At 54.2% G+C, this 15,486-nt stretch carries 16 protein-coding genes and 3 pseudogenes; 8 read left to right on the top strand and 11 right to left on the bottom strand.

Going from position 1 to position 15,486, the window contains the following annotated elements:
• Positions 1 to 12: 12 nt before the first annotated feature.
• Positions 13 to 771, top strand: a complete 759-nt coding sequence (locus E3E27_RS09955; RefSeq protein ID WP_167774456.1) for an ABC transporter ATP-binding protein — start codon at positions 13 to 15, stop codon at positions 769 to 771.
• Entirely contained in the window at positions 768 to 2,054 is a 1,287-nt protein-coding gene (locus tag E3E27_RS09950; protein ID WP_167774455.1) for an ABC transporter permease, read from the top strand. Before E3E27_RS09955 ends, E3E27_RS09950 begins: the two co-directional genes overlap by 4 nt.
• Positions 2,055 to 2,064: 10 nt before the next feature.
• Here E3E27_RS09950 and E3E27_RS09945 read toward each other — a convergent pair whose 3' ends face one another.
• Entirely contained in the window at positions 2,065 to 2,484 is a 420-nt protein-coding gene (locus E3E27_RS09945; RefSeq protein WP_167774507.1) for an RNA-binding domain-containing protein, read from the bottom strand.
• Between the two features lie 72 nt (positions 2,485 to 2,556).
• On the opposite strand from E3E27_RS09945, the gene E3E27_RS09940 reads away from it, so the two are divergent.
• Positions 2,557 to 3,366 (top strand): ZIP family metal transporter, encoded by an 810-nt coding sequence (locus E3E27_RS09940; RefSeq protein WP_167774454.1) that lies wholly within the window; start codon positions 2,557 to 2,559, stop codon positions 3,364 to 3,366.
• On the opposite strand, the gene E3E27_RS09935 is transcribed toward E3E27_RS09940, so the two are convergent.
• The 4 genes and pseudogenes from E3E27_RS09935 to E3E27_RS10840 form a co-directional block, all read right to left on the bottom strand.
• A complete protein-coding gene (locus E3E27_RS09935) occupies positions 3,352 to 3,909 on the bottom strand; it encodes a dephospho-CoA kinase (RefSeq protein ID WP_014789285.1) in 558 nt (185 codons plus the stop codon). The two genes, E3E27_RS09940 and E3E27_RS09935, sit on opposite strands and share 15 nt — an antisense overlap.
• 45 nt (positions 3,910 to 3,954) lie before the next feature.
• A pseudogene (locus tag E3E27_RS10850) lies at positions 3,955 to 5,142 on the bottom strand (helix-hairpin-helix domain-containing protein); the annotation flags it as partial.
• A 186-nt stretch (positions 5,143 to 5,328) separates the two neighbouring features.
• Positions 5,329 to 6,006 (bottom strand): annotated as a pseudogene (locus E3E27_RS10845) (LAGLIDADG family homing endonuclease); the annotation flags it as partial.
• 324 nt (positions 6,007 to 6,330) lie between these two features.
• A pseudogene (locus tag E3E27_RS10840) lies at positions 6,331 to 7,344 on the bottom strand (DEAD/DEAH box helicase); the annotation flags it as partial.
• A 120-nt stretch (positions 7,345 to 7,464) separates the two neighbouring features.
• On the opposite strand from E3E27_RS10840, the gene E3E27_RS09915 reads away from it, so the two are divergent.
• Positions 7,465 to 7,710 carry an Lrp/AsnC family transcriptional regulator gene (locus tag E3E27_RS09915; protein WP_014789277.1) on the top strand — a complete coding sequence of 82 codons (246 nt, stop codon included), beginning with the start codon at positions 7,465 to 7,467 and terminating at the stop codon, positions 7,708 to 7,710.
• Here E3E27_RS09915 and E3E27_RS09910 read toward each other — a convergent pair whose 3' ends face one another.
• The gene (locus tag E3E27_RS09910; RefSeq protein WP_014789276.1) at positions 7,711 to 8,058 is read right to left on the bottom strand and encodes a signal recognition particle protein Srp19; all 348 of its coding nucleotides are present in this window, start codon (positions 8,056 to 8,058) and stop codon (positions 7,711 to 7,713) included.
• 56 nt (positions 8,059 to 8,114) lie between these two features.
• Between E3E27_RS09910 and E3E27_RS09905 the strand changes: the two genes are divergently transcribed.
• Complete coding sequence (locus tag E3E27_RS09905) at positions 8,115 to 8,753, top strand: DUF257 family protein (RefSeq protein ID WP_167774506.1); 639 nt, start codon at positions 8,115 to 8,117, stop codon at positions 8,751 to 8,753.
• Complete coding sequence (locus E3E27_RS09900) at positions 8,734 to 9,495, top strand: tRNA (adenine-N1)-methyltransferase (RefSeq protein ID WP_014789274.1); 762 nt, start codon at positions 8,734 to 8,736, stop codon at positions 9,493 to 9,495. The genes E3E27_RS09905 and E3E27_RS09900 overlap by 20 nt, the downstream gene beginning before the upstream one ends.
• Here the strand turns inward: E3E27_RS09900 and E3E27_RS09895 are convergent.
• Positions 9,482 to 9,703, bottom strand: coding sequence for a hypothetical protein (locus tag E3E27_RS09895; protein WP_240910726.1), 222 nt, complete (start codon positions 9,701 to 9,703; stop codon positions 9,482 to 9,484). The genes E3E27_RS09900 and E3E27_RS09895 overlap by 14 nt on opposite strands.
• A gap of 188 nt (positions 9,704 to 9,891) precedes the next feature.
• On the opposite strand from E3E27_RS09895, the gene E3E27_RS09890 reads away from it, so the two are divergent.
• Positions 9,892 to 10,722, top strand: a complete 831-nt coding sequence (locus E3E27_RS09890) for a sulfide/dihydroorotate dehydrogenase-like FAD/NAD-binding protein (protein WP_240910729.1) — start codon at positions 9,892 to 9,894, stop codon at positions 10,720 to 10,722.
• Between the two features lies 1 nt (position 10,723).
• A complete protein-coding gene (gene gltA / locus E3E27_RS09885; protein ID WP_167774452.1) occupies positions 10,724 to 12,169 on the top strand; it encodes an NADPH-dependent glutamate synthase in 1,446 nt (481 codons plus the stop codon).
• Between the two features lies 1 nt (position 12,170).
• Here the strand turns inward: gltA and E3E27_RS09880 are convergent, their stop codons facing one another.
• From E3E27_RS09880 to gcvH, 4 genes are all read right to left on the bottom strand, one after another.
• Entirely contained in the window at positions 12,171 to 13,148 is a 978-nt protein-coding gene (locus E3E27_RS09880) for a type I restriction endonuclease (RefSeq protein WP_167774451.1), read from the bottom strand.
• Between the two features lie 63 nt (positions 13,149 to 13,211).
• A complete protein-coding gene (locus E3E27_RS09875) occupies positions 13,212 to 14,312 on the bottom strand; it encodes an ATP-binding protein (protein WP_371731591.1) in 1,101 nt (366 codons plus the stop codon).
• A gap of 219 nt (positions 14,313 to 14,531) precedes the next feature.
• Positions 14,532 to 14,873 carry a hypothetical protein gene (locus E3E27_RS09870; protein ID WP_167774504.1) on the bottom strand — a complete coding sequence of 114 codons (342 nt, stop codon included), beginning with the start codon at positions 14,871 to 14,873 and terminating at the stop codon, positions 14,532 to 14,534.
• 91 nt (positions 14,874 to 14,964) lie between these two features.
• Positions 14,965 to 15,369, bottom strand: a complete 405-nt coding sequence (gcvH, locus tag E3E27_RS09865; protein WP_167774503.1) for a glycine cleavage system protein GcvH — start codon at positions 15,367 to 15,369, stop codon at positions 14,965 to 14,967.
• Between the last annotated feature and the right edge of the window lie 117 nt (positions 15,370 to 15,486).

Below are 15,486 nucleotides of genomic sequence, written 5' to 3'. Positions count from 1 at the left end.
GGGGGACCTTGAATGCCCATGGTTGAAGTTCTGAACCTCGAGAAGGACTACGGAAAGGTAAAGGCCCTCAAAGGGATAAGCTTCTCCGTCAATGAAGGTGAGATATTCGGCCTGATCGGGCCGAACGGGGCCGGAAAGAGCACGACGCTCAAGATACTCTCAACCCTTCTCAAACCCACGGGAGGAAGCGCGAAGATAGCCGGCTACGACGTCGTGAAAGAGGCGGAGAAGGTAAGGGGACTGATAAGCTACCTGCCTGAAGAGGCCGGAGCATACAAAAACCTCACCGGCTACGAGTACCTTCAGTTCATGGCGAAGTTGTACGCGAAGGACGAGGAAAAAGCAAAGAAGATGCTCGAGCTCGGCGTCGAGCTCAGCGGACTTGGGGAAAGGCTTCACGACAAGGTGGCGACTTACTCCAAGGGAATGGCGAGGAAGCTGCTCATAGCCAGGGCACTTATGGTGAAGCCCAAACTCGCGATACTCGACGAACCAGCGAGCGGGTTGGACATAGTGAACGCCTACTCGATACGTCAGATGATAAGGCGCTTCGCCCGCGAGGAAGGGGTAACGTTTCTCCTCTCGAGCCACAACATGCTGGAGGTTGAGTACCTCTGCCACAGGGTGGCGCTGATAAACAAAGGACAGATAGTTGATGTAGGCACACCCAAAGAGCTGAAGGACAAGTACGGCGCGGAGAACCTCGAGGAGGTCTTCATGACTGCCGTTGGGAAGAAAATCAGTGAGCCCATAGGAGGTGAGGGGGCTTGAGCGACTTCTGGGTAATGGCGATGAAGGAGCTCAAAAACCTGTTCAGGGACAAGAAGCTCGTCTTTGGCCTGGTAGTCGTCCCGCTTATCCTTCTTCCAGTGATGGGAAAGGCCGTCAGTGTGGGAATGGAGCAGGCCCAGGGCGAGACTCACGTGGCTATAGTGAACTTCGACGACGGAAAGTACGGTGCGCTCCTGATAAAGGCACTGGAAATAGCTCCCAACGTGACGGTAACGGTGGTGAACGCCACTTCCCTCGATGAGGCAATTCAACAGGCGGTACAGAACGAGCAGAACGTCCTAGTGGTAATACCTCCGGACTTCACGGCAAAGCTCCAGGCCAACGAGACGGCCACGGTGGAGATATACGGAATCTTCATGAGCATAAGCACGGGCATAAAGGAAAGCGTCAGCGAGGGAAGGATAAACGCCGTCCTGCAGGTCCTCAGCGAGAGCATAGCCAAAATAAAGGTGAAGAACCTCGGCGCTAACAATCCGGACGCGATACTCCAGCCGATACGAACCGAGAGCAGGTCTGTAATAAACGGCAACGTAGTGGACGTGTCTCCCACCGTCGTCTCGGGGGTCATAGCGGCGCAGGCCTTCACGATACCGCTAATAGTCTTCATGATGGTCATGATAACCTCTCAGATGGCGGCAGGAGCGATAGCGAGTGAGAAGGAGAACAAAACACTAGAAACCCTGCTCACCCTCCCGGTTCCCAGAACCCACATCGTGGCAGCCAAGATCTTCGGGACCGCGATGATGGGTCTCGCGGCGGCGGTAGCTTATATGGTCGGAATGAAGTACTACATGGGCTCCTTCGGTATAGGTTCGAGCGGGGTGAGCCTTGAGGATTTGGGCCTCGTGGTAACTCCAACGGGCGCGGCAATGTTTGCACTCGTCGTGTTCCTGACGATAATAATAGCCCTCAGCCTGGCGATGATAGTGGCGACCTTCGCGGAGGACGTTCAGAGCGCGACCACGTTGGTGAGCGCGGTGATCCTTCCGCTGGCCTTCCCGGCGTTCCTGCTGATGTACACTGACATCAACGACATGCCAACTCTAGTTAAGTACACCCTGCTGGCAATACCCTTCACCCACCCTGTCATCGACTACCGCTACGCCCTGCTGAGCAGCTACAAGCCTCTGGTGGCAAGCGTGCTCTACCTGACCATCATAGCGGCGGCAATACTCTACGCGACCGCGAGAGTCTTTTCCTCGGAGAGAATCCTGACGGCCCAGATAAGCTGGGGAAGGAGGAAGAAAAGAAACGCCGAGTGAACTTTCTTTTTCACTCTATCGGCACTCCGTCCTTCGTCCTCGGTGCGAGCCATTTCATGAGCTTCTTGGGATTCTTGGTTCTGATGACTATCGTTATCGGGCCAAGCGGTGATTCCTCATTGAAGTTCACAACTCCCGCGTAAGCCGCCTGCTTGTTCACCTTGACGATTATTTCCTCGCCGAAGTAGCCCTCCTCCAGGAAGGAGCGCGCAGTGTCTAGTATCGCCTGCCCGCGGAAGAGCTCGTAGAGCCTGCTTAACGCTTTTCTGCTCCTCGTCTTTCCGGTCAGAATAATGTAGTCGCCCCTATCAAAGGCCTCGAACTCCAAATCGGGGACGAGGTTCAGCATGGCCTTCTTGACCTTCTCGATGTCCTCGGTAGGGTAAACGTGGGCCTCGACCTCGATCTCTTCAAAGAGTTCCTCTGTCATTTTTCCCACCCGGGATAAGCTCGAAAGAAAGCTTATAAACCCAACCACAGAATTAGTTAGGGTGCCCTAAAGATGTTAGATGGGTTCATAACCGGTCTCGCGGAGTGGATACTCGAAGTCTCGAACGGTGAAATAATGTGGGTGGCCTTCTACGCCGGCCTGTTCGTTGCTCTGATGACCTCCCTCGGCGCGATGGTGGCCATATTCGCGAAGCGTCTCCCCGAGGGCGGCGTCGATTTCTCCCTCGCCTTCGCGGCGGGGGTCATGATAGTCGCTTCCTTCACATCGCTGATTCTCCCGGCGATAGAAAGCACCGGCTCGTTCACCCCTGCGGGAGTGGGTATAGCGCTCGGCATAGCCCTCATCTACCTGATAGACCGTCTCCTCCCCCATGAGCATCTGGTAAAGGGCTACGAGGGGCCAAAGTCGATGAAGGACAGGTTGAGGAAGGTCTGGCTCCTGGTCATAGCGGTCATAATCCACAACCTTCCCGAGGGAATGGCCGTCGGAACGTCCCTGGTCTACAACCTGGAGGTGGGTCTCGTTACCACCATAGCCATCGGGATCCAGGACTTCCCGGAGGGCACTGTGGTCTCCCTTCCCCTGGCAACGCTCCAGAGGAAGCGCCTTCAGCCGATAGCGATGGGAGTGCTGAGCGGCTTCGCTGAGATGGCCATGGTACTCCTCGGGGCCTACTTCTTCACTCTCTTCAGCTGGCTACTCCCCTACGGCCTCGGTTTAGCAGGGGGAGCGATGCTCTACGTGACGGTCAAGGAGATGATACCTGAGATATACAGGGGAGAAAAGAACGAGACCCTCGCAAGCCTGGGCTTCTTCGCGGGTTTCTACGTTATGCTCTTCCTCGACTCAATGCTCGGCTAGGATCTTGTCAACGAGCTCCCGCACCCTCTTCTCGTACTCCTCCCGGGAGCAGTCGTTTACCACCATGTGGTCTGCCATCGCTATGACGTTCCCTATGCCGAACTTCAGCTCCTTCCAGTCGCGCTCCTCGAAGTCCTCCCAAGTTTGAGGGTCGTCGTGCCTTCCCCTAGCTCTGAGCCTCTCGAAGCGGAGCATAGGGGGAGTGTGGACGGCAATTATCAATATCTTCTCCCCGGGGAAGGCGCCCCTGAAGGTCCCAACCTCGTCCAGAGAGCGGACGCCGTCGATGACCACTATAGGACTCTCCCTGAGCAGCTCCCTCACCTTCTCGACGGCAAGCTTTGCAACGGCGTTCTGACCGAGCTCCTGTCTAAGCCTTATGCTCACCTTGGCCACGTTCTCCTTGGTAAGCTCAAGGCCGCGCTTCACGGTCTCTTCCCTCACGACGTCGCCCATAGAAACGCTTGGAAAACCTCTCCTCTCGAACTCGTGAACGATCTTGCTCTTTCCCGAACCGGGCATTCCTGTCACGATGATTATCATAGTGCCCACGCCCGAGTAAAATGGGGGAATTTAAAAAGATTGACCTCACTTCAGGAAGGCATCTAAAGTACCCCTCTTCTTTCTCCCGGACCTTTTGGTGGCCCCCTTGATTTCCCCAGGCATCTCAACTCCGAAATACCTAAAAAGTCCCTCCACCACCTTTATTCCTATGCCCTCCACCTCGAGGAGATCCTTCACCTTGGCGCGCGTTATGTCCTCCTGGCTCCTGAAGCCCGCGTTGTATAGTGCTCTAGCCCTCTTCCTTCCGATGTTCGGGAGCTTGACCAGCTCGAGGAGCTCTTCTCTAACGCCGTGGCGCAGGCGGAGGTGTAGGTCGCGGAGGTACTGGAGAACCTCCTCCTTCGGCTCGAAGAGCCTGTAGAGCTCTATGAGCGAGTACATCAGCCAGTCAGCCAGCTCGAGAATTCTGTAAAGGTCGCCGGGGTCTATGGAGTAGGTCTCGTAAATCCTCGCCTCGGAAACCTCGTTAATCCAGTCGAGGAGGACTTTGGCAGTTTTCACCTGCCCGAGGAAGCCCTGGAAGCGGGAGTCCTCGTAGTAGGGTATGCTCGCGTAGAGCTCCCCCTCAAGCTCGTAAGCTAAGTCGAGGTAGTCCTCCATCTCGCGCCTCCGGGCGGTAAGCGTGGCCATGTCCGGGGTTGAGGCTATCAGCTGGAAGATTCCGAAGGGGTTGGGGTTCCTCTCGATGGCCGGAAAGGCGTCCCTGAACTTCTTGGCCGTCAGCGGGTCGATGTAGAGCTGGGAGGTTCTTTTGCCGAAGGGAAGCGGCATGAAGTTGTCTTCGAGGTCCAGATCAACGAACTCGTTCTCTATCAGGAAGTAGACAACCTCTTTCGCCTTGTATTCGAGGGAGCTTAGATCCTTCCTCTGGTGGGCGTAGAAGGTCTTCTCAAGGAAACGCACAAGCCCGGCGAAGCTCTTAATTCCGAAGTTCGTTATTAAAGCCAGAACCTGACTCCTGAAGGCCCGCTCGTTGGCGAGCATCGAGAAGAGCTTCTCCGGCCTTCCGCGAATGTAGCGCTCCATCAGCTTCCCCGGTTCCTCGGTTCTGGCAACTATTATGGCCTCTCCAAATTTATCGTACCTTGGCCTTCCAGCCCTTCCCATCATCTGCTGTATCTCGAGGACGGGAATATCTACCCAGCCGAAGTTGGAGTAGCGCTTGGTGTCGCGGATTATCACTCTAAAAGATGGCAGATTGACCCCGGCTGAGTTATGGACGATAAAGCCAACGCTGTAACTCTCATCGTCTTCAACTTCAAGATTATAGACGTCGCCCTCGTAGTATTCCTCTTCCACAGAGCGAACTTTAAGCAGAATGTAGCTGTCCCAAATCATGTTCACGTTGTAGGTTCTATTTCCTTTCGGAGGAACCTCAAGGTCAAGCTCCTTGAGCAACTCATAGTAAGAGCGTCCGCTGATTTTAACCTCATAGATTGGCTTCCTGCTTTTTCCGAGTCCAGGCTTCCTCACGCTTCTTGAAATAGATGATACATGGCCGAGAGAGCCAAGGAGAAGCTGGAGCTGGTAGGCTAAAGTGGGGGAAACGGTGGTGTAGGTTACGTAGTTTGCCCTCTTGTAATTGTCCCTTCTGATATAACCGTCTCCCTCAATAAGTCCCCTCAGAAGCCCGAGTCTAACTTCCCGGTTCTTATTAAATAGAAGGACGTCGGGAATTTTCTTCTCATGCGCCCGGTGACCGATGTTTTCCCTGAGCCACTCGGCAAACCTCTTGTTGCAAAAGCGGACTGTTCTCCTGTTCCGCTCATGGTCTTCCACAACAACGTTGGCATATGGGAAATACTTTCTAATGGTCTCTATGAGGAACTTCGTAATTTCTTCCTCGTGGGAGCCAATGTCGAACTTTATGGCCCCAGTTTTGGAAGTCGAACCCTCCGCAATCCATAGACCAAGCAATCTCGCAGTTTCGAAGTTCAGGGGGAGAAATTCTGGTGTCCGCCTTGAGGAGAAATGCAATTTCCTTGTTTTTCCAAACTGATTGGAGATGTACACAGGTTTCCGTAATGGAATCTTATCCACATCTATTGTTGGCTGTGGAACCGGCTGAAGGAGCATATAAGATACTTTTTCATCATCGTTACGTTCAACGAGTTCCTTGAGTTCCTGAGCGGTTATCCACTCCGGTCCTTTGAACTCCCACCAGATTACCTGTCTACCGTCCGAGTAATGAGACTTATGGCGGATTCTCTTAACGACCCACACCATGTGTTCGGGCGTTACTCTCACCGGAACGGTTCCCCTCGCTTTGATTACAAGCATTTTACCCCTGTGGAGCCTTTTTAGCGGTGATACGACCTTCTTAAAATAGCCTTTGTGAGTTAGAACTTCATCTCCCTCCCTAATCTCACTTACCTTTTTAACGCCGTTTTTTGTAATTACCGGCGTTTCTGGGTGCATACACAGCGTAGGCGTCGCCGTTATTACCTTAATCAGCCCTTCACGGAAGGCGTCCTCTATCAGGATCCTCTCGGCCCTGCTCAAGCCGGCGTGGTGGAAGGCGACGCCTCCTTTCAAGGCCTTCTTAAGCTTTTCACTTGTGGGGTTGTCCTCCAGCTCGGAGGCCAGCCTCTCCAAGGCTCTCTTCTCGGGTTTGGTGAGATAGCCCGAGACGAGTTTTGAGAGGGCCAGCGCCTCCTTCTCGGCACTCCTTCTGGTGTTGACGAAAACCAGCGCGCCCTTACCTCTCCTCACCGCGTCCGTCACCAGGGAGTACCAGTTCTCGGGGTAGCTCTCAACCTTCCCGTCCTCCCAGACGAGCGTCCCGAGGTGAAAAATCCCCTTCCTGAGCTGAACCGGACGCCAGTCGCTCATAACCAGTTCCGCGTCGAGCCACTCCGCCAGCTCCTCCGCGTTGCCGACGGTGGCGCTCAAAGCTAAAATCTGCGCCTTTCCAAGCATGTGGGTTAAAATCATCTCCAGCGTAGCTCCTCTGTCGTAGGAGCCTATTAGGTGAACCTCATCTGCAACGACGAGCTTTACCTCATCGATCCACCTTGCCCCGTGCCTCAAAAGGGAGTCGAACTTCTCGGCGGTGGCGACTATTATGTCGTACCTCCCGAGCCACTCGTCGGTGGAGTCGTAGTCGCCCGTGGTCGCGGCAACCTTGAGGCCCAGCTTTTCCCACTCTTTAAATTCCCTGTACTTTTCCTCAGCTAAGGCCTTCAGCGGGACGAGGTAGACCGCCTTACCTCCCTCGCGGAGGAGCTTGTTGACCATGACTATCTCGCTCACCAGCGTCTTCCCGCTCGCGGTCGGGATCGCCAGGACTAGGTTCCTGCCTTTCAAAACACCGCTCTCCAAGGCTTCCGCCTGCGGTGGGTAGAGCTCCTCTATGCCCCTCTCGAGTACTACCTTCTTCACCCTCTCATCGACGGGAAGCTCCTCAACCCTCATGTTCCTCAGCTCCTCCACTATTCGGCCGGCGGTTTTATATGCTTATCCCAGCCACAAACAAAAAGCTTAAATGAGATGGGGGTTAAATAAAGGCGTAAAGCCTTTCCGCGGTGGTGAAAAATGGTTAGGTCGTACGTTTTACTGACCGTTGAGATTGGAAAAGTTGAGAGCGTCATAGAGGCGCTCAAGCAGATTCCGGGCGTCACCAAGGCCGACGCCGTCACTGGGCCGTACGATGCGATAGTCCACATCGAGGCGAAGGACCTCGGCGAGCTCACCAGAAAGATACTCCACGACATTCACAACATCGACGGCGTTATCGACACCACTACCGCCATCGTTGTAGAAATGGAAGAGGAGGAGTGATCACCTCTTTTTCTTCCCGGATTTGTGTTTCTTCTTGCCCTTGGCTTTAGCCTGGGTTTTCCGGATTTCCCTGATCTTCTGGCCCAGCATTCTCAGGGCCTTCCCTTTGGGGTGCTTGCTCTCCAGCCTGAGCATTCCCCTAACCCTGTACTCCTCGTCGAGGCCAGCCAAGCGGGGATTGAGCTTTTCAGGGTCAAGCTCAACGACTTTCATTCCAAGGGCCACCGCGGCGTCCGCTATCTCCTGAACCTTGGGAGCATCGACCGCGAACTCCTTCCCTACGGCCCTTCCATAGCGCCTGCTGAGCCTTGCGTCGAGCTCGTTGGGCCACACCACGAACTTCCTCATCGTCCCACCTGAAAGGTTTAAAAGAAACGCCGTTAAAAACCCTTTTGGTGAGCCAGATGGACACCCCAATCTTCGAAAAGTACCTCCTCGGCCGAGCCAGCAGGGGGGACACCATTTTGATTGAATACAAGCCATCTTATCCCGTCGAGGATTTCTCATGGGGAATCCTTCTGCCCGCACTTGCCGGGAGATACGGCGTCGTCGTGGCGGACTTCTTCGGAGTGGGTGATGTACTCTTCAGGAACTACGCGAGGAGGATATCCGGGAGGGAGTACTCCAGGGTTATAGAGCTGATCAAGAGGATAAAGGTCGTGAAAATCGGCCCCGGGTCGGCCAGCTACGGTGAGGTAATAGAGGAAGTCGTCCCGGCCTACGATCCCCAGACGTTCCTCAAGAACTACCACGCCGTTATCGGAAAGATGAGCCGCTCACCTGTCAAGCCGGAGTACTTCGTGACCTTTGGACTGAGTCACTACATTCATTTCGGTGGGGACGAGGCCGTGAAGTCCATACTGACTGGTATCAGCACGATTCCCATGGAGGACTGGGTTGGAATACACTTTATAAACAAGGACGTCCTGAGGAAGGAGCACCTCGCGATGCTGGAGGAGATAGCCTCAATGGTCTTTCAGGTGTCGGAGGAGGGTCTAAAGGTCAGGAAGGAAGGTGGGACGATTGATACGGGAAGGGGATAAGGTTCTCCTCATCGACAAGCGGGGCAAGAGGTACCTCGTGACGGTTTCCGAGAGGGAGTTCCACACCGACCTTGGAATACTGAAGCTGAGCGAGCTGATAGGGAAGGAGTACGGAAGCAGGATAACCAGCCACAAGGGCGAGGAGTTCAGGGTAATAAAGCCCGACATCAACGACATCATAGCCAAGATGAGGCGCGGGCCACAGATAATACACCCCAAGGACGCCGGCATTATAGTCGCCTACGCGGGCATATCTCCAGGAGACACAGTCATCGAGGCCGGCGTGGGGAGCGGCGCCCTGACGATATTCCTGGCGAACATAGTGGGACCGGACGGAAGGATAATAAGCTACGAGATAAGGGAGGACCACGCAGAGATAGCCAGAAAGAACGTTGAACTGGCGGGCTTTTCCGACAGGGTCACCATCAAGCTCAAGGACATCTACGAGGGTATAGATGAAGAGTACGCCGACCACATAGTCCTCGACCTGCCACAACCGGAGAACGTACTCCCTCATGCCGTCGAGGTTTTGAGACCGGGCGGCTACTTTGTAGCCTACACTCCCTGCACTAACCAGGTTCACCGCTTCTTCCAGGCGTTCCAGGAGTACAGGGAGTACTTCTACCGGCCCAGGGTTGTGGAGGTCCTTGTAAGGGAACACGAAGTTAAGAGGGAGTGCATGAGGCCAAAAACCACGATGCTGGCCCATACAGGTTACATAACATTTCTCAGGAAGCTGTGAAGCCGCTTTTCTCCCCTGTTTCTTCTTCCTCAAAGGTCAGATACGCCAGACCCCCAAAGACCACCAGCCCGGCGACTGCGTGAATCAGAGGGTTTCCGGGGAGGATTCTCAGGACCGGGACGTTGCCGTACACGACCGGCCAGAAGAGGGCCAGGCCGTCAGCACAACTGAGATGCGGTAGATGAGCCGTGCCATAGCCATTCCCCAATCGCCCTCTTTTCGGAAGTTTTTTAATCTTTCCCTTTCCCCTCCGAGGATCCTTCCGCGATGTAAACCTTTGGTTGGCAACATCTTTATAAACACTCCATGTTGCAAACCTTTAGATGACCATGTTTGAACCCATGTACGGAGGTGTTCATTGTGCCATACAAGATCCTTGAGAAGAAGGAAATCGCAATGCGCAACATCTGGTACAAGATTCACGCGCCCCACGTGGCGAAGAAGGTCAAACCGGGCCAGTTCGTCATCGTCAGGGCATTCAAGAACGGTGAGAGAATTCCCCTCACCCCCGTCATGTGGGACCCCGAGCAGGGCTGGGTCGTTCTCATAACATTCATACGCGGAAAGACCACAGCCAGAATGGCCGCCGAGCTGAAGGAGGGCGATGAACTCCTCAACGTCGCCGGTCCGCTCGGGAACCCCGCGGAAATGAAGAAGTTCGGAAAGATACTCGCTATTGGTGCCTACACAGGAATAGTCGAGGTTTATCCCATCGCAAAAGCCTGGCAGGAGCTCGGGAACGAGGTAACCACACTCCACGTCACCTTCGAGCCGATGGTCGTCCTCAAGGACGAGCTGGAGGAAGCTGTCGGCAGGCACGTACTCGAGACCGTCCCGATAGACCCGAACCTCGACTTCCCAACCAACATGAAGAACGTCACCAAGAGGCTCGTTGAGAAGGTTCGCGAGATGCTGGAGCAGGAAAAGTATGACCTTGTCTTCATGGTGGGCCCAACGGGGGACCAGAAGGCCGTCTTTGAGGTGGTTAAGGAGTTTGGCGTCCCGATGAAGGCTGACCTCCACCCGATAATGGTGGACGGAACGGGCATGTGCGGCGCCTGCCGTGTCACCGTCGGCGGCGAGGTCAAGTTCGCCTGCATAGACGGGCCGGAGTTCGACGCCTACAAGGTCGCCTGGGACGAGCTGATAGCGAGGAGCGGCTACTACACTGATATGGAGCAGAGGGCCATGCAGGAGTACATGAAGGCCCTCGAGGGGGGTGAGTGAAATGGCCGTCAAGAGAAAGATCATCAAGGAGCGCGTTCCGACGCCGGAGAGGCCGGTGGAGGAGAGGATAAGGAGCTTTGACGAGGTCAACCTCGGCTACACCTTTGAACTGGCCGTCAAGGAAGCCGAGCGCTGCTTGCAGTGCCCCTACAACTACGCGCCCTGTATAAAGGGCTGTCCCGTTCACATCGACATTCCGGGCTTCATAAGCAAGCTGGTTGAATACCGCGACGATCCTGACAAAGCCGTAAAAGAGGCCCTCAACGTCATATGGGCCTGCAACTCGCTCCCAGCCACCACCGGCCGCGTCTGCCCGCAGGAGGACCAGTGTGAGATGAACTGTGTCATGGGCAAGGTCGGCGACAAGATAAACATCGGCAAGCTTGAGCGCTTTGTGGCCGACTACGCCCGCGAGAAGGGAATCGATGAAGAACTCCTCTTCGAGATGGTGCCGAGGATAGAGAAGAAGGGGCAGAGCGTTGCAATCATTGGAGCTGGCCCCGCTGGACTCACAGCTGCAGGCGAGCTGGCCAAGCTCGGCTACGACGTTACAATCTACGAGGCCCTCCACGAGCCCGGTGGGGTTCTGATGTACGGAATCCCCGAGTTCAGGCTCCCGAAGAGCATCGTCGAGAGCGAGATTGACAAGCTCAGGAAGCTCGGGGTTAAGATCCTCACCGATCACGTCGTCGGCAAGACCGTCATCATCGAGGAGCTCCTTGAGGAATACGACGCCGTCTTCATCGGCTCCGGAGCTGGAACGCCGAGGCTCATCAACGCGCCGGGCATAAACCTCAACGGAATCTACACCGCCAACGAGTTCCTCACCAGGGTAAACCTCATGAAGGCCTACAAGTTCCCAGAATATGACACACCGGTCAAGGTCGGGAAGCGCGTTGTGGTCATAGGCGCAGGAAACACGGCAATGGACGCCGCCCGCTCAGCGAGGCGCTTCGGTGCCGAGGTCATCATCGCCTACCGCCGCGGTCCTGAGGACGTCAGCGCGAGGGTTGAGGAGGTCGAGCACGCCAAGGAAGAGGGCATCAAGTTCGAGTTCTTCGTGAACCCTGTCGAGTTCATCGGCGATGGAAAGGGCAACCTCAAGGCGGTGAAGTTCGAGAAGATGCGCCCGCTGGAGGAGCGCGACAAACGCGGAAAGAGAAAGATAGAGCCAACCGGCGAGTACGTGGAGATAGAGGCCGAGACCGTCATCATAGCCATCGGAAAGCACCCGAACAGGCTCATCATCAACACACCCGGCCTGAAGGTCGAGCGCGGAAGGATAGTGGTGGACGAGAACCTGATGACCAGCATTCCGGGAGTCTTCGCTGGCGGTGACGCGATAAGGGGAGAAGCAACGGTCATCCTCGCGATGGGCGACGGAAGGAGGGCCGCGAAGGCCATCCACGAGTACCTCACGAAGAAGAGGGAAGGACAGAACGCATGATTTATTTCTTTTTCTCCAATTCTATGGCAAGCTCAATTCCTGAGAACTCCTGTATCTTCCGTAGGATCCGTAAAATGTCATTGGCACTCAACCATATGTAGAGATAGTAATCCCCCACTTGAATGAAGGCCCCATCATCCTGGTTTTTAAGTTTAGATTTTTCTGTCACAACGTATCCAGAGATCACAGGTAGATGTCCTTTTTCATTTAAAACAAACCCAGCATACTGTCTTAGCAGTTCTCTCCACGTCAATTTAGATATGCTTAGCTCTCTCCATCCACTTTCAACTTTTACAAATCCTCTTACTGGTTTTGTGTTGGATACGGTTTTCAATTCGGAAATCTTTGTTGCATTATTCGGGAGACCAGGGGACTGTTCTTCATCTTTATCCCCTTTGTCTTTGCACAACGCTCCAAATATTATGTCTTCTGAGAATCTGTGTCTCTTAAGGATATCAAATGCGTCCTCTAACTGTTTAAACGCATTAGATATCTCCTCGAGACTCTTTATTTTATCCTTTGAAAGCAGAGATAGTAGAAGCAGGCTTTTCTGTACTGGATCCCGGCGAAGGTCTATTGAGAATAGTATCCTTTCTTCGAGGGATTTTCCAAGCTCAAATGACTTCATAGCTCTCCACTGTAAGCCATTCGTTACAATACCATATCTAACACCTTTATCATAACAGTATTTACCTAGCTGTTTTAGAGGATTTGGATCACGAAGGACATCTATAGCCAGTTTTTTTGCTTCCAGATATGCAACTATCTTGCCGTCAATTACTAAAGCATAGTCAGCACGACCCATTCCCGTTTTGTCTTCTGGGCGGACTTCTTCTGGATTTTTAATATTCCAGCCTAGAGCCTCAAGGATTTCAAAAATCAACTGTTGCTTGACAGCCTCCTCATTATGATAGTAAAGGTCATAGTGTTTCTCTGCTTTTGATATTACCCGCTCTATTGACTTTTTAAGAAGTTCCATGTTGTTCTCACCTGTCCTTTTATGGACACTACTAGATAAAAATGTTTTGAGGTCTGAGCTTTATTATCTTTTAAAGCACTCCTCGAGTATCGGGTCGGGAATGCTATAGCGGACGTTTCTTCCCTCGCGCTTCTTCTCAAGGAACGAGGAGTCAACAAGGGCCTTGAGAAGCCTCGCCAGCACGCTGTCGGCTACGCTCCTTCCCTCCTTCATCTCAAGGTGTTCCTTTATCTCCTCCCACGTTTTCCTACCGCTGGCAACGGCCCTCATTATCTCGACGTACCGTTTTCTAGCGGCGGGTCTCTTCGAAAGGAAGTTCTCGAACTCCTCCATGGCGAGGGCCTTTGCCTCCTCGAAAACATCATCTACGAGGTTCTCGGTGAGCCCCTTTTCCATTGCCTTCCTGCCGAAGAGAACGAGCCACCCGACTATGCCGTCGAGCCTTTCAACGGCAAGGTCTATGAGCTCTCCGAGGGGATTCAAACCGACCTGTTCAAAGCCTATCCTGAGGAACTCCCTGCTCTGCTCTGGTGAGAACCGGTGAAGGGAAATCTCATGGAAGTACCTGCCGTAAAGGGGGGCCTTCGGGTCATCGAGGCCCAGGTAATCGTGGAGCAGACCCACCTCGGAGCCGGTCATGACCATTCTGAGGTCGGAGTAATCGTAGAGGTGGGCTATGATGCCGGCGAATTCACTCCCTACCGGCCCCCGGAGGTACTGAACCTCATCAAAGGCCAGGACAACGTCGTATTTTTCCAGTTCCCTGAAGAGCGCTATGAGGTCGGTTCTCTCGTCCTTCCAGGAAAAGCTCACCCCGAAGCTCAGAACCCTGAGGCCCGTTATGTTCTTGAGGTCTCTCCTGAGCTCCTCCCAGAGGTCGCGGTTTTCGCGAAGGAAGGCATTGACCGAGCTCTCTATCCTCCGGTAAACGTCCATTCGGGAGTTCGGGTTTACCCCCCGGAAATCCACGAGAACATAGGGGACCGCGAGCTCGTTCAGGCCCACCACGAGAAGGGACGTTTTCCCAAGCCTCCTTATGCCTGTTATTACGGTGAGGGGGTTTCCGGACCTGATTGAGCGCTCGAACTCCGCAAGCTCCTCTTCCCTGTCGTACAGGTCCTCCCGCCTTCTCTTCGGCCGGGTGTCAAAGTACACAACTACCACCCCAGTAGTTAACTACCGGGGCAGAAGTTATAAGGGTTTCGTGAAGTTTATCAGGTGAGGGTAGAGAACAGTACGGCGATGAGGAGCCTAACGGTAGCTGACCCGTGATGAAGGGCATACTGGCCGAGCCATCAGCCTTTTAACCCCTTGAAAAGAGGAAGGAACGAGCGATGAAGACCTCTAGGGTATCTGAACGGTGATGATGGTCAAAGCCTGAGCTCACTCCTCTTCCATCTCCTCGATTTCCTCGAGGATTCCCTCAAACTTCTTGAAGTCCTCGGTCCTGGCTAAAAGCGTGACGAACTCGTCTATCTCCGCCTTCTCGAGGAAGGCTCCAGCTAAGAGCTTCCCGGTGTAGCGGTTGTTCTTTATCTCCCAGAACATGTAGAACTCAGGGAAGTTCTCCTTTATCCTCCTGTAGGCGACACCGTACTTTGAATCCTTAAGCGGGTTCTGCTCGAGGTAGAAGTGGCCCGGCTCGAGCTCTATCATGTGGAGGATCGCTCCCCTCCTGGTTTTCACGAGCTTTACCTTGACGTCCCACTCCTTCAGAACCTTCATGGCGAACACCGATGGAAATAGGGCGTCGAAATACTTAAGGGTTCCGAGCAAGGGAAGAGAAAAGTCAGGAAAACGCCTTCACAGGACGCCCTCAGAGGCTCTCAAGGTACTTCGCGTAGGCCTCGGCGTCCATAAGCTCTTTGAGCTCCTCGTCGAGGTTGCTTGGCCTGAGCTTGGCAATCCAGTGCTCGTAGGGGTCTTCGTTGAGGACCTCAGGTGAATCCTCGAGCTCCTCGTTGACCTCTATGACCTCGCCGCTGACCGGGGCGTAAACCTCGCTGACAGCTTTAACGCTCTCCAGCTCGCAGAGGACGTCGCCCTTACTGAGTTCCTTGCCGACCTCCGGAAGCTCGACGTAGGCGAGGTCACCTAGCTCCTTCTGGGCGTAGTCGCTTATGCCCACGAGAACAGTCCCGTCCTCAAGGACCTGAACCCACTCGTGGTCCTTCGTGTAGTAGAGGCCCTCCTTGACCCTGTATTCACCGACTTCAATCATGAACATCACCGCCCTTCTCTACGCAGGCAGGGATTTAAACCTTTCCATGAGTGAAGGCTTTTGCATCTGCCTTCGGGCCACGGCCGGCAGTACGTTCGAGATTCCCTGCCCAACACC

It is taken from the genome of Thermococcus sp. MV11 (genome assembly GCF_012027285.1).
Taxonomy (GTDB): Archaea; Methanobacteriota_B; Thermococci; order Thermococcales; family Thermococcaceae; genus Thermococcus; species Thermococcus cleftensis.
This window is presented reverse-complemented; position numbering and strand designations above follow the sequence as displayed.

Coding starts and splice junctions, on each gene's coding strand:
- E3E27_RS09955 (WP_167774456.1), top strand. CDS start 13: ATGCCCATGGTTGAAGTTCTGAACCTCGAGAAGGACTACGGAAAGGTA.
- E3E27_RS09945 (WP_167774507.1), bottom strand. CDS start 2,484: ATGACAGAGGAACTCTTTGAAGAGATCGAGGTCGAGGCCCACGTTTAC.
- E3E27_RS09940 (WP_167774454.1), top strand. CDS start 2,557: ATGTTAGATGGGTTCATAACCGGTCTCGCGGAGTGGATACTCGAAGTC.
- E3E27_RS09935 (WP_014789285.1), bottom strand. CDS start 3,909: ATGATAATCATCGTGACAGGAATGCCCGGTTCGGGAAAGAGCAAGATC.
- E3E27_RS09915 (WP_014789277.1), top strand. CDS start 7,465: ATGGTTAGGTCGTACGTTTTACTGACCGTTGAGATTGGAAAAGTTGAG.
- E3E27_RS09910 (WP_014789276.1), bottom strand. CDS start 8,058: ATGAGGAAGTTCGTGGTGTGGCCCAACGAGCTCGACGCAAGGCTCAGC.
- E3E27_RS09905 (WP_167774506.1), top strand. CDS start 8,115: ATGGACACCCCAATCTTCGAAAAGTACCTCCTCGGCCGAGCCAGCAGG.
- E3E27_RS09890 (WP_240910729.1), top strand. CDS start 9,892: ATGCGCAACATCTGGTACAAGATTCACGCGCCCCACGTGGCGAAGAAG.
- gltA (WP_167774452.1), top strand. CDS start 10,724: ATGGCCGTCAAGAGAAAGATCATCAAGGAGCGCGTTCCGACGCCGGAG.
- E3E27_RS09880 (WP_167774451.1), bottom strand. CDS start 13,148: ATGGAACTTCTTAAAAAGTCAATAGAGCGGGTAATATCAAAAGCAGAG.
- E3E27_RS09870 (WP_167774504.1), bottom strand. CDS start 14,873: ATGAAGGTTCTGAAGGAGTGGGACGTCAAGGTAAAGCTCGTGAAAACC.
- gcvH (WP_167774503.1), bottom strand. CDS start 15,369: ATGATTGAAGTCGGTGAATACAGGGTCAAGGAGGGCCTCTACTACACG.